The 13,379-nt window shown below is 71.1% G+C and carries 9 protein-coding genes; 6 read left to right on the top strand and 3 right to left on the bottom strand.

From position 1 onward, the window contains the following. The 4 genes from CCN51_RS40255 to CCN51_RS40240 form a co-directional block, all read left to right on the top strand. Positions 1-1,515: DEAD/DEAH box helicase (locus tag CCN51_RS40255; protein WP_483883465.1), on the top strand; the 1,515-nt coding region annotated here is incomplete at its 5' end. Between the two features lie 193 nt (positions 1,516-1,708). Beyond that, the gene (locus CCN51_RS40250) at positions 1,709-2,365 is read left to right on the top strand and encodes a PadR family transcriptional regulator (RefSeq protein WP_014181064.1); all 657 of its coding nucleotides are present in this window, start codon (positions 1,709-1,711) and stop codon (positions 2,363-2,365) included. Between the two features lie 235 nt (positions 2,366-2,600). Beyond that, a complete protein-coding gene (locus tag CCN51_RS40245; protein ID WP_193383757.1) occupies positions 2,601-3,656 on the top strand; it encodes an ATP-binding cassette domain-containing protein in 1,056 nt (351 codons plus the stop codon). After that, a complete protein-coding gene (locus CCN51_RS40240) occupies positions 3,653-4,429 on the top strand; it encodes an ABC transporter permease (RefSeq protein WP_014181066.1) in 777 nt (258 codons plus the stop codon). Before CCN51_RS40245 ends, CCN51_RS40240 begins: the two co-directional genes overlap by 4 nt. Before the next feature lie 230 nt (positions 4,430-4,659). Here the strand turns inward: CCN51_RS40240 and CCN51_RS40235 are convergent, their stop codons facing one another. Together CCN51_RS40235 and CCN51_RS40230 are read right to left on the bottom strand one after the other, a co-directional pair. Further along, the gene (locus CCN51_RS40235; RefSeq protein WP_043487971.1) at positions 4,660-5,544 is read right to left on the bottom strand and encodes a siderophore-interacting protein; all 885 of its coding nucleotides are present in this window, start codon (positions 5,542-5,544) and stop codon (positions 4,660-4,662) included. Positions 5,545-5,591: 47 nt separating this feature from the next. Further along, positions 5,592-6,503, bottom strand: coding sequence for a 5'-3' exonuclease (locus CCN51_RS40230; protein ID WP_043492235.1), 912 nt, complete (start codon positions 6,501-6,503; stop codon positions 5,592-5,594). Between the two features lie 232 nt (positions 6,504-6,735). Here CCN51_RS40230 and CCN51_RS40225 point away from each other — a divergent pair, with 232 nt between their 5' ends. Both CCN51_RS40225 and CCN51_RS40220 read left to right on the top strand, forming a co-directional pair. Beyond that, a complete protein-coding gene (locus CCN51_RS40225) occupies positions 6,736-7,914 on the top strand; it encodes a quaternary amine ABC transporter ATP-binding protein (protein ID WP_014181069.1) in 1,179 nt (392 codons plus the stop codon). Then, positions 7,907-10,531, top strand: a complete 2,625-nt coding sequence (locus tag CCN51_RS40220; protein WP_014181070.1) for an ABC transporter permease/substrate binding protein — start codon at positions 7,907-7,909, stop codon at positions 10,529-10,531. The genes CCN51_RS40225 and CCN51_RS40220 overlap by 8 nt, the downstream gene beginning before the upstream one ends. Before the next feature lie 197 nt (positions 10,532-10,728). On the opposite strand, the gene CCN51_RS40215 is transcribed toward CCN51_RS40220, so the two are convergent. Beyond that, positions 10,729-13,379, bottom strand: a 2,651-nt coding sequence (locus CCN51_RS40215; protein WP_086860690.1) for an amidohydrolase family protein, incomplete at its 5' end; no start/stop codon positions are given.

The following is a 13,379-nucleotide window of genomic DNA, read 5'->3' as shown; positions in this document are numbered from 1 at the left end:
CTGACCGGCCGGGCCGGCCGGCGCGGAATCGACGTCGAGGGCCATGCCGTGGTGCTGTGGCAGCGCGCGATGGACCCGGCCGCCCTCGCGGGCCTGGCGGGTACCCGTACGTATCCGCTGCGCTCCTCCTTCAAGCCCTCGTACAACATGGCGGTCAATCTGGTCTCGCAGTTCGGGTGGCACCGCTCCCGCGAGCTGCTGGAGACCTCCTTCGCGCAGTTCCAGGCCGACAAGGCGGTCGTCGGCATCTCCCGGCAGGTGCAGCGCAACGAGGAGGGCCTGCGCGGCTATCGCGCCTCCATGACCTGCCACCTGGGCGACTTCGACGAGTATGCGCGGCTGCGCCGCGACCTGAAGGACCGCGAGACCGAGCTGGCCAAGCAGGGCGTGGCGCAGCGGCGCGTGGCCGCCGCCGACGCGCTGGAGAAGCTGCGCCCCGGCGATGTCATCCACGTCCCGACCGGCAAGTACGCGGGGCTGGCGCTGGTGCTCGACCCCGGGCTGCCGGCCGGGCGTACGGGCGGCCATCGCGGACTGGAGTACCACGACGGGCCGCGCCCGCTCGTGCTCACCGTCGAGCGGCAGGTCAAGCGGCTGGCCGCGATCGACTTCCCGGTGCCGGTCGAGCCGTTGGAGCGGATGCGGATCCCCCGGTCCTTCAACCCGCGCAGCCCGCAGTCCCGCCGGGACCTGGCGTCCGCGCTGCGCACCAAGGCGGGCCACCACGAGATGCGCCGCCACCGCAAAGAGCGCTCGGCGGCGGCCGACGACACCGAGATCGCCCGGCTGCGCGCCACTCTCCGGGCCCACCCCTGCCACGGCTGCGACGAGCGCGAGGACCACGCCCGCTGGGCCGAGCGCTACCACCGGCTGCTGCGCGACACCCGCCAGTTGGAGCGGCGCATCGAGGGGCGTACGAACACCATCGCGCGCACCTTCGACCGGATCTGCGCCCTGCTGTCGGAGCTCGGCTATCTGAGCGGCGAGGAGGTCACCGACGACGGCAAGCGGCTCGCCCGGCTCTACGGCGAGCTCGACCTGCTCGCCAGCGAGTGCCTGCGCGAGGGCGTATGGGAGGGGCTGGCCCCCGCCGAGCTCGCGGCCTGCGCCTCCGCGCTGGTCTACGAGGCGCGGGCGGCGGACGACGCAATGCCGCCCAAGCTGCCCGCGGGCCGGGCCAAGGGTGCCCTGGGCGAGATGGTCCGCATCTGGGGCCGGTTGGACGCCCTGGAAGACGATCACAAGATCAAGCAGGCGGAGGGGGTCGGCCAGCGCGAGCCCGATCTGGGCTTCGCCTGGGCCGCGTACCGCTGGGCCTCCGGACACGGTCTGGACGAGCTGTTGCGCGAAGTCGACATGCCCGCAGGCGACTTCGTGCGCTGGTGCAAGCAGGTGATCGACGTGCTGGGCCAGATCGCCGTGGCCGCCCCGGCGGGCGGCACGGTGGCACGAGCCGCCCGCCGGGCGGTCGACGCGCTGCTGCGCGGTGTGGTGGCGTACTCCTCCGTGGGCTGATCCGTCGCACGGCGTTCTCTACGGGCCGTGTCCGGCCGGGGCGAGTCCCCGGCCGGACACGGCCCGTCGTATGCCGCTTCCCGCTTCCTGATGTCCACACATGGCCGTAGAGCCGACGCAATCGCGATACATCGCGGTTGACGCCTCCGCTGAGTCGCGATATGTTCGGCGACGGATATACGGGGGCGAGGTGATGACGGTGGCGGCGAAGCGGCGCAAGCTGAGCAACCCCTTGGCGCTCGCGGTGATGGCGCTCCTGAGTGAGCGGCCCATGCACCCGTACGAGATCGCGCAGGTGCTCCGGCGACGGGGCAAGGAACACAGCATCAAGATCAATTACGGTTCGCTCTACACCGTTGTCCAGAACCTGGAGAAGCACGGCTTCGTCGAGGTCGCCGGCACCCAGCGGCAGGGGCTCCGCCCCGAGCGCACGGTGTACGGACTGACCGAGGACGGTCGACGGGAACTGCACGACTGGCTGGCGGAGCTGGTGTCCGTCCCCGTCCGGGAGTACCCCGCCTTCTCGGCCGCGCTCTCGCTGATCCTGGTGCTGCCCATCGACGAGGCCGACGAGCTGCTGCGGCAGCGGGCCGAGACGCTGGAGGCCCACGCCGAGGCTCTTGACGGCACGATCGGCGCCCTGAAAACGGACCTGCCGAGGGTGTTCCTGCTGGAGACGGAGTACGAACTGCACATGATCCGCGCCGAGATGGAGTGGGTCCGTTCGCTACGCGAGGAGCTTGCGGCGGGCAACCTCTCCGGCGCGGCCGCATGGCGGACGCTGAGCCGGACCGGCGAGATGCCGGCGGAATGGGTCGAGATAGAGGAGAGAACCAACCCGGAGAAGTAGAACCGGAGCGTGAAGAAGGCCCCGGCGCGCGCTGCGCCAACAGCGCGCACCAGGGCCCTGACCCCGGACCGGACCTGCGGTGATGGCAGGCCAGGCGATCGAGGTGCGGCACACCCAGGATAGCCCGGCTCTCCACCCGCGGATCGGTACGGCGGATTTCGCACGCGTCGGCACGCGACAGGTCGATGTCGTACGACAGATCAGATGCGACACATCAGAGTGGAGACACGCCACCATGGCGCCAACAACCGGGGGACCCGCCCCGCACCACCTGCGCACACGCGCGCTCGCAGTGGAAACCAATCAACTGGTCAAGACCTACCCCGGCGGGGTGAAGGCCCTTGACGGCATGGAACTGGCCGTCGAGTCCGGCATCGTCTTCGGCCTGCTCGGCCCCAACGGGGCCGGGAAGTCCACCACCGTCAAGATCCTCACCACCCTCGCCCGGCCCGACGCCGGCACGGCGGCGGTCGCCGGACACGATGTGCTCCGCCACCCCGGCCGGGTGCGCGCCGCCATCGGCGTCGTGGCACAGAAGTCCGGCGCCGACCCGGTGGCCACCGGGCGCGAGAACCTGCTGCTGCAGCGCCGGCTGTACGGGCTGCGGGGCGCCGCCTGTGCCCGGCGCGCCGATGAGCTGCTGGCCCGCTTCGACCTCGCCGACGCCGGGAACCGCCCGGTCAAGGGCTACTCCGGCGGGATGTGCCACAGGCTCGACGTCGCGCTCGGGCTCGTACACCGCCCCGAAGTGCTCTTCCTCGACGAGCCCACGACCGGGCTCGACCCCGAGGCCCGCGCGGCCATGTGGGAGGAGATCGCCCGGCTCGCGGGGGAGGACGGCCTGACGATCGTGCTCACCACGCACTATCTCGAAGAGGCCGACCGCCTCGCCGAGCGCATCGCCATCGTCGACCGCGGCCGGGTCGTGGTCGAGGGCACCCCGGACGAGCTCAAGGGCGAACTGCGCGGCGACGCCGTCCACCTGGAGCTGAGCGAGGCCGTCGCGGACGGAGCGGAGCCGCCGCTGCGCGACGCGCTCACCGCGCTGCCGGGCGTACACGAGGTGGCCGTGGACGGCCGGCGCGTCAGCGCCCGCGCCGACGACGGCGCCGCCGCCGTACCCACGCTGCTCACCGCCCTGGAGCGGGCGGGCGCCGCCGTGGCGACCGCGACCGTCGCCCGCCCCTCCCTCGACGACGTCTATCTGCGCTACGCGGGCCGCAGCTTCGACGAGGCGGAGGCCGCGGCCGAGGCGCCCGTGCCGGCCGGCGCCGCGGGAGGTGTCCGATGAGCGCGACCCTCACCCAGACCTGGTACATGACACAGCGCCAGCTGATGGCCTACTGGCGCCAACCCGTCTTCCTGCTGATCAATCTGATCCAGCCGGTCATCTGGCTGTTCCTCTTCGGCTCCCTCTTCCGCAAGATCACCGACCTCGGCGGCTTCGGCACCGGCTCGTACCTGGACTATCTGGTCCCGGGCATCGTGGTGATGAGCGCCCTGTCCTCCAACATGTGGGCGGGCATGGGAACCTTGGAGGAAATCGAGCGCGGCACCCTCAACCGCTTTCTGACCACGCCCGTCTCCCGCGGCGCCCTGATGAACGGCAATGTGGTCTCCCAAGGCATCACCACCGCCGTGCAGTCCGTCATCATCGTGGCGCTCGGCAAACTCGGCGGCGCGGACTACCCGGGCGGCATCACGGGGCTGGCGCTGCTGATCGTGGCGTCCACGCTGCTCGGCACGGTCTTCGGCGCCCTCTCCAACGCCCTGGGCATGCTGGTCCGCGAGCGCGAGTCGATCATCGGCATCAACACCTTCCTGCTGCTGCCGCTGACCTTCCTCTCCGAGGCATTCATGACCCCCTCCCTGATGCCGGGCTGGATGCGGCACATCGCCGACTTCAACCCGGTCAACTGGGCCCTGGTGGCCGGTCGTTCGGCTATGGCGGAGGACCCGGACTGGGCCGATGTGGCAACCCGCGGCGGAGCGCTACTGGCGCTCGCACTGGCCGCGGTCTGGCTGTCGACCCGCACCTTCCGTTCGTACCAGCGCTCGGTCTGACCGCACCCCATGCGAGCGGACCACGGTACGACGGGCGGCCCCGGCGGTGTGCAGACACCGCCGGGGCCGCCCCGCGGGCGTCTCTCCGGGATATGGGCAGGGGGCCGACCATCGGGCGGGGCGGCCCTGAGGTTAGGGCCGGGCCGCGGGTCAGGCCGGTAGGTCCGGCGGAGGCAGGCGACGCCCCGTAGCAGGCCCCCCACCTCGCAGACCAGGCCCGACCCCACGCGTCAGGCTGCCGCAGCTCCCGCGCCGCTCTCAGCCCCCGTGCCGCCCTCCTGCTCCGCCTCCACCTGCTGGTTCCACTCCCGCTTGGACGCCTGCCAGCCGTCCTCGTCGTGGCCGCGCCGCCAGTAGCCGGAAATCGACAGCCACTCGCGCGGAACGTCTCGCTCGAGTCGCAGATAGCGGCGGATCTGCTTCACAAAGCCCGCCTCGCCATGGACGAACGCGTGCACCTGGCCGGACGGGAAGTCCAGCGCGCGTACGGCCGTCACCAGCGACTCGCCGACCGGCCCGCCACCGCGGCGCAGCCAAGTGATCTCCGCCCCGTCCGGCACGCTCAGCTTGAGCTCTTCCTCCGGACCGGCCACCTCGATCAGGGCGTGCACCGGCCTGCCCGTCGGCTGCTCGGTAAGCCGCTCCAGCGCGACGGCGATCGCGGGCAGGGCGCTCTCGTCGCCGATGAGCAGGTGCCAGCCGGCCTCCGGGCTCGGGGCGTACGCCCCGCCGGGGCCGAGGAAAAGGATCTCCTCGCCGGGCTCGGCACGCGCGGCCCACGGCCCGGCCAGGCCCTCGTCTCCGTGGATCACGAAGTCCAGGGTCAGCTCCTGGGCCGCGGGGTCCCAGGCGCGCACGGTGTAGGTGCGGGTGCGCGGCCACTGGTCGCGCGGGAACTCGGCGCGGACCTTCGCGAGGTCGAACGGCTCGGGGTAGACGACACCCTCGGCCGGGAAGAGCAGCTTGACGTAATGGTCGGTGCACTCGCCGGCGGAGAAGCCGGCCAGGCTCCCACCGCTGAGCACCACCCGCGTCAGATGGGGCGTCAGCCGCTCGGTGCGCGCCACCCGCGCCCGGTTGACCTGCGGCGTCTTGCGGGCCGGACGGTCTGCCACGGCACCTCCCTGATCCACAACGAGTTAGGGTTACCTAACTTAACACCTCACCCTTCAAGAGTGGAGAGAAGTCTGCGCAGCGATCCGCCGAGACCCCACCGCTCCGCCAACTCCTCCACCGCCCGCGCATCCCGCGGCTGCCGCGGCAGCGCCGGGTCGAAGGCGGGCAGCGGGACGTCCGAGGCCACCCGCACCACCTTCGGCGCGACCGCCACATACTCCCGCGCCTCCTCCAGCCGCCTGCGCTGCGCCGGGGTCAGCTTGGAGGCGGGATCGGCCGCCGCGGCCATGATCCCGGCGAGGTCGCCGTACGAGGCGAGGAGCTTGGCCGCGGTCTTCTCACCGATCCCGGGGACGCCCGGCAGCCCGTCGCTGGTGTCGCCGCGCAGCAGCGCCAGTTCCGCGTACCCCGCGCCGCCCACGCCGTACTTCTCGCGCAGCGCGTCCTCGTCGATCACCTGCAGCGTGCCCACCCCCTTGACCGGGTAGAGCACCCGCGCCGCGCGCGAGTCGTCGACGAGCTGGAACAGATCGCGGTCGCCGGTGACGATGTCGACCGGGCCGGACGCCCGGCCCGCGAGCGTGCCGATGATGTCATCCGCCTCGTAGCCATCCGCTCCCACCCGGGCGATCCCGACCGCGTCCAGCACCTCGTCGATCACCGGGACCTGCGGGGAGAGGGTGTCGGGCACCTCCTCCTGGTCCACACCGTCCGGCGCGGGGGCCTCCTCGGCCACCCGGTGCGCCTTGTACGAGGGGATCAGATCGACCCGCCACTTGGGGCGCCAGTCGAAGTCCATGCAGGCCACCAGGTCGTCCGGGTGGTGGTCCTGGACCAGCCGGGCGATGAAGTCGAGCAGCCCGCGCACGGCGTTCACCGGTGTGCCGTCGGGGGCGCGGACGGATTCAGGCACCCCGAAATAGGCGCGGAAGTAGAGGGAGGAGGTGTCGAGGAGCATCAGGCGTCGGGTCACGCCTCGATCATGCCGCACGCCACTGACACAAACGCCCCGGGATTGTGATGTGGGTCACCGATTGGTTTACGCCAAACGGTTCAGGGCAGGCGCGCAGCCGGAGCGGACCCGTTAGGCAAAATAACTATTGCATCGGGCATGCGGTCGGACACCGCCCGCTCCACGACCTGCCGGCGGGGGTGGTGGGTCGTTTTTTGGTGCGACCCGAGAGGTATATGTGTCCAGGCTGCAAGCCGAACACCTCTACAAGGTGTTCGGCAGACGACCCGATGAGGCGGTGGCGAAGCTCGAGGGCGGTACGGACCGCGACGAGCTGCGCACGGATGGCACGACGGCGGCGGTCATCGACGCGTCCTTCGCCGTTGAGGCGGGCCAGATATTCGTCGTCATGGGTCTGTCCGGATCCGGTAAGTCCACGCTGCTGCGCATGCTCAACGGACTGCTGGAGCCGACCGCCGGGCGCGTTCTCTTCGACGGGCAGGACCTGACAGCCCTGGCCCCGCGCGAGCTGCGCGAGGTGCGCTCCCACAAGATCAGCATGGTCTTCCAGCACTTCGCGCTCTTCCCGCACCGCAGCGTTCTGGAGAACGCCGCGTACGGCCTCGAGGTACAGGGCGTGCCGCGCGCCGAGCGCCAGCGCCGTGCCACCGAGGCGCTTGGCCTCGTCGGCCTCGCGGGCTGGGAGAAGTCCTGGCCCGACGAGCTCTCCGGCGGTATGCAGCAGCGCGTCGGCCTGGCCCGCGCGCTGGCCACCGACGCCGACCTGCTGCTGATGGACGAGTCCTTCAGCGCGCTCGACCCGCTGATCCGCCGCGATATGCAGGACCAGCTGCTGGAGCTGCAGAAGCGGCTGAAGAAGACCATCGTCTTCATCACCCACGACCTCAACGAGGCCATGCGCCTCGGCGACCGCATCGCCGTCATGCGCGACGGCCGGATCGTCCAGATCGGCACCGCCGAGGACATCCTGGTCACCCCGGCCAACGACTATGTCGCCTCCTTCACCCAGGACGTCGACCGCACCCGGGTGCTCACCGCGGGCGCGATCATGGCCGAGCCCGAGGAGGCGCTGGGCACCACGACCCCGGACGGCACGGTGCTGCGCACCGAGAGCGACATCATCGCCGCGGCCCCCGCGACCGTCACCGCCGACACCCCGATCGTCGAGCTGTTCACGCCCTGCTCGCGCAGCGGCGTCGCGGTCGCGGTGACCGACGAGGAGGGCACCCTCATCGGCGTCGTCCCCCGCGCCCGGCTGCTCGCCGTGCTCGGCGAGCCGGAGCCGGGGGCGGACGACGGACCGGACGCGACTGCCAAGGGCCCCGAGGCCATCAAGGTATCCAAGACCGCACAGACTCCCGAGGCCCCCGAGGGGAAGGTGATCGCCGGTGCCTAGGATCGAACTCGGAAGTTGGATCCGGTCCGGCATCAACTTCCTCCGCGACCACTTCCAGTGGCTCTTCGACTTCATCTCCAAGGTCGTCCAGGGGATGTACGACGGTGTGCACGATGTGCTCGCGGCCCCCAACCCCCTGCTCCTCGCGGGCATCCTCGCGGTGCTCGCCTGGTGGCTGCGCGGCCTGGTGCCCGCCGTCCTGGCCTTCGCCGGCTTCGCGCTCATCGACTCGATCGAGCAGTGGGACGAGGCGATGGAGACGCTGTCGCTGGTGCTGGTCGCCGGTGCGATCACGATCGTGCTGGCCGTACCGCTGGGCATCTGGGCCTCACGCAACCGGGCCGTAAGCGCCCTGCTCCGCCCGGTGCTGGACTTCATGCAGACGATGCCCGCCTTCGTCTACTTGATCCCCGGCATCTTCTTCTTCGGTGTCGGCGTGGTCCCGGGCGTCATCGCGACCATCGTCTTCGCCATGCCACCGGGCGTACGGATGACCGAGCTGGGCATCCGCCAGGTCGACGCGGAACTGGTCGAGGCGGCCGACGCCTTCGGCACCACCCCGCGCCGCACCCTGCTGAGGGTCCAGCTGCCCCTCGCCCTGCCCACGATCATGGCGGGCGTCAACCAGGCCATCATGCTCGCGCTGTCCATGGTCGTCATCGCGGGCATGGTCGGCGGTGGCGGCCTCGGCTCCTCCGTCTTCGAGGCGATCAGCTCGGTCGACGTGGCCCTCGGCTTCGAGGGCGGCATCGCGGTGGTCATCCTCGCCATGTACCTGGACCGGATGACCGGCGCCCTCAACCAGCGCGTCTCGCCGCTCGGCCGACGGGCCCTGGCCAAGCAGGCCGCGAGCGCCGTGGGCGGCCTGAAGGTGCTCCAGTGGCGCCCCGCGACCTCGGTCGCGATGGTCGGCGTCATCGTTCTCGCGCTCGTCGCGGGCGGCCTCAATGTCTTCGGCGGCGACGACGACGGCCAGAAGGTCACCGCCGACGTCGGCAAGGGCAGCACGGTCAAGCTCGGCTACATCAACTGGGACGAGGGCGTCGCCTCCACCTACCTGTGGAAGGAGATCCTGGAGCAGCGCGGCTTCAAGCCGCAGCTGCAGACGTACGACGTCGGCGCGCTGTTCACCGGTATGGCCGCGGGCGATATCGACATGCAGACCGACGCCTGGCTGCCCGCCACCCACGCCTCGTACTGGAAGCAGTACAAGGACCAGCTGGAAGACCTCGGCACCTGGTACGACAAGACCTCGCTCGAGGTCGCGGTGCCCTCGTACGTCAAGGACGTGAAGTCCCTGGACGACCTCAAGGGCAAGGCCGGTACCTTCAAGGGGAAGATCATCGGCATTGAGCCGGGCGCCGGCGAGATGAAGATCATGAAGGACAAGGTCCTCCCGGACTACGACCTGAACGGCGAGTACACGCTGGTCAAGGGCTCCACCGCGGGCATGCTCTCCCAGCTGGAGCGCTCCTACGCCAAGAAGGAGCCGGTCGCCGTCACCCTGTGGTCCCCGCACTGGGCGTACAGCAAGTACAAGCTCACCAAGCTCGCCGACCCCAAGGGCGCCTTCGGCAAGGGCGACGGCATCCACACCATCGGGCGCAAGGGCTTCTCCCAGAAGCAGCCGCAGATCGCCAAGTGGATGAAGAACTTCAAGCTCTCCGAGAAGCAGCTCACCAGCCTCGAAGCGGCCATCCAGGACGCGGGCAAGGGCAAGCAGCAGGAGGGCGTGCGCGCCTGGCTGAAGAAGAACCCCGGCCTGGTCGACAAGCTCGCCCCGGCGGGCGGCGCCGGTACCACCACCCAGGGCAAGCAGGCCGGGGCCGCGCCCCGGATCGGCTACTTCCCCTGGGACGAGGACATCGCCACCACCTACCTGTGGAAGAACGTCCTGGAGAAGCGCGGCTACAAGCCGTCGATCAAGCAGTACGACGTGGGCTCCATGTTCACCGGGATGAGCGCCGGGCAGATCGACGTCGAATTCGACGGCTGGCTGCCGGTCGCCCAGAAGCAGTACTGGGACCGGTACAAGAAGAACCTCGTCGATATCGGGCCGTGGTACGACAAGACCTCGCTCGAGATCGCGGTGCCCTCGTACGTCAAGGACGTGAAGTCCCTGGCGGACCTCAAGGGCAAGGCCGACAAGTTCAAGGGCAAGATCATCGGCATTGAGCCGGGCACCGGCGAGATGCAGCTGCTCAAGAGCACGGTCCTCAAGGAGTACGACCTGGACAAGGAGTACGAGGTCACCAACAACGCCTCCCCGGCCATGCTCGCCCAGCTCGAGCGCTCGTACGCCAAGAAGGAGCCCGTCGCCGTCGTGCTGTGGACCCCGCACTGGGCGTACAGCAAGTACCAGCTCACCAAGTTGGCCGACCCGAAGAAGGCGTTCGGGGCCAACAACGAGATCCGCTCGCTTGGCCACAAGTCCTTCCCGAAGAAGTACTCCGAGTTCTACGGGTGGCTGAAGAACTGGCACATGACCGAGCAGGAACTGGCGAGCCTGGAGCAGGCCGTTCAGGATGCCGGAAAGGGCAATGCCGAGAAGGGCGTCCAGAAGTGGATCGACGCCCACCCCGGCATCGTCGACAAGATGGCCCCGGTGAGCTCCTGACGGCCCACCGAAACCATTCACGCTGAACCAGCCGGTTTCACGCTGAACCAGCCTGGATCAGCAGTGACCGCCGCCGCGGCCCGGAGCAAGCGCTCCGGCCCGCGGCGGCGGCCGTAGGGGCCGCTCTTGCGAGCCGCACAGGCAACCACCCCGCACACACACGCCCCCAACACCCGGCGCACAACCAACGCGCGCCGTCACCCCTCCCCGTCGCAGCAGGTGTCCCGCCGCAGCAGCCGTCCCACCTCCAGCCAGTGCTCCGCCGACTTCCCGTGCCGAGCCCGGCCACCCTCGGGGAAGGCTTGGACGAGGTCGTCCTGCTCGTACGGCACGCCGCCGCGCAGCACCGAGACCGTGCGCACGAGCGAGTCGAAGTCCGTGAACGGATCGCCGTCCACGACCGTCAAGTCCGCCAGCTTCCCCACCTCCAGGGTCCCGAGGTCCCGGTCCGCGCCGAACGCCCGCGCGGGCAGCAGGGTCGCGGTGCGCAGCGCCTCCGCCGCCGAGAGCCCGTACTTGTGCAGCGCCCGCAGCCCCATGTGCAGATGGAGCCCCACCGGCACCAGCGGCGCGTCCGTGCCCAGGGCGACCACCCCGCCGCCGGCGAGTATCCGCCGGTAGACCCCGATCTCGGTGCGCAGGGTGGCGAGCTGGGCGGCGGTGGGCGGGGCCTGGGCGAGCTGCCGCACCAGGGCGGTGTCCCAGGGCGGCATGAGCCGGGTGACCCGTTCGTCCTCGGCCAGCGAGGGGTCGGCCCCCACCAGCGGCGAGGCCGTGAACGGCGTGGCTATCAGACGGAAGTCCGTCGCGGTGTAGATCTCCGTCACGTCATGGAAGGACTGCCCGGTCGCTGTCGTGGCGTGCCCGTACTCCAGGCGCTGCGTGGCCTGTAGATGAGTGGTCAGGTCCTGTCCGAGCTGCACGCCGGGCGAGCAGAGATGGCTGCCGGCGCGCACTCCGAGCCGGTCGTGCGCGAAGCGGGCGGCCTCCTCCATGATCCAGCCGGGCGCGCGTACATACGTTTTGACGAAGTCCCAGTCGAGCGCCGCCCCGCGCTCCAGCGAGCGGCGCAGCCCCTCGCGGGTGCGGTGCGCCCGGCCCATGCTGTAGGCGACGCGCGGTCCGTCCAGCAGCTCTCCGGTGGCCAGCAGCCGGGGCCCGGCCAGCGCGCCCGCCGCGATGGCCTCGCGCAGCCGCGCCTGCTCGTACGCGAAGCCGCCGAGCGAGACGGCGGTGGTGATGCCGTAGGCGAGCTGCAGCACGGTCTGCCTGGCGCCGTAGGTGTACTGCCAGGGGTGGGTGTGGGCGTCCCAGAGACCGGGCACGACGGTGCGCGCGGAGGCGTCCACGCGGCGCTTCGCGGGCCGCCCGGCGCGATGCGCCTCGACGGCGGTGACGCGCCCGCCGCGCACCACGATGTCGACGTCCTCGCGGACCGTACCGTCGTCCCCGGTGCCGCCCCAGAACCTCCCGGCGCGGACGACGGTGTCGGCGGGGCTCGGGCGCCGGTGGTCGAGCGGTACGCGCACGGTACGGGCCGTGCCGCCCTCGACGTCCAGCAGCCGCAGCTTGCCCGCCGACAGATACAGGATGGAGCGCGAATCCCCCGACCAGGAGGGGTGGTCGGCGCTGTCCTCGGTCAGCCGGCGCGGTTCGCCGTCCGGGGTGCCGTCGGGCCGTACGGGCAGCAGCCACAGGGCGGACTCGGCGATCACGGCGAGATGGCGGCCGTCGGGGGACCAGACGGGGCCGGAGTCATAGCGGTCGGAGAGCGAGGTGTGCGGCGCCAGCGCGTACAGCCTTGCCGCGCCGCTGCCCGCGTCCACGATCCGGATGAGGTTGTAGCCCTCGCGGAACCGTTGGTTCAGCCGGTTGCGATCGCAATAGGCGATAAAGCGACCATCCGGCGACCAGCTCGGTCTGCCGGGCAGCCCACCGCCGCCGAGCGGCGCGGCCAGCGTGCGCTCGGTGCCGGCGGCCAGGTCGCGCAGGACCAGGTTTCCCGACATGTCGATACAGGCGAGGCGATCGCCAGCGGGGGACAGCGCGGGGTGCACCCGCCCCCCGGACGCGAGCGTGGTCTCCTCTCCGGAGGCGAGGTCCCGGCGATGCACGGCGAGCAGCCCGTCGCGGTCGTCGGCGTAGATCAGGGCCCGCCCGTCGGGCGTCCACGTCGGGCCCAGCAGATAGCGGGTGGGCGAGGCCCGTACGATCCGGCGCGGGCCACGGCCGCCGGTGGTGCCCGCGACCCACAGGGAGTTCAGCGCGGCGAAGGCCACCTTGCGCCCATCGGGGGACAGCGCGGGCAGATGCACCCCGCGCACCGGCCGCGCCCCGCCGCCGCTGTCGAAGTCGTACTGCTTGACGCGGTAACGCGGCCGGTCGACCGGCAAGGCGGCCTTGAACGGTATCTCCTCCCCGCCGCCCGGCGCCTCGGGCCGCACCAGCCGGAACCGCCCGCCCACGGTGAGCAGCAGCTCTCCGCCGCCCGTCCAGCGCGGCGGCACCGGCTGCACGTCGCCCTCCACCGGGACGGCCGCACCGTCGACGACCAGCGTGCAGGAGGCATCGGGGGCGGGGGTGGTCCGCAGATAGGCGAGTGTGCCGCCGGGCGACACCGAGGGCGCGAGCACCTGCACTCCGGCGGCCGCCTCGGTGTGCTCCACCGCCACCGGCCCGCTGCCGTCGGCCCGTACCGAGGCGACCGTACGGGCGTCCAGCGCGGCCCCGGTGAGCCGGCCGCGTACGAACAGCACCCGTTCGCCGTCGGGGGACCACGCGGGGTCGAAGTCCTCCCAAACGCCGTCCTGCAACGGCCCGTCCTGCCCCGGCACCCCGGTCAGCCGGG

Origin of the sequence: Streptomyces milbemycinicus, assembly GCF_002154605.1 — a bacterium.
GTDB lineage: Bacteria > Actinomycetota > Actinomycetes > Streptomycetales > Streptomycetaceae > Streptomyces > Streptomyces milbemycinicus.
Note: the sequence above shows the minus strand (reverse complement) of the source record. Positions and strands in the feature narration are given on the sequence as shown.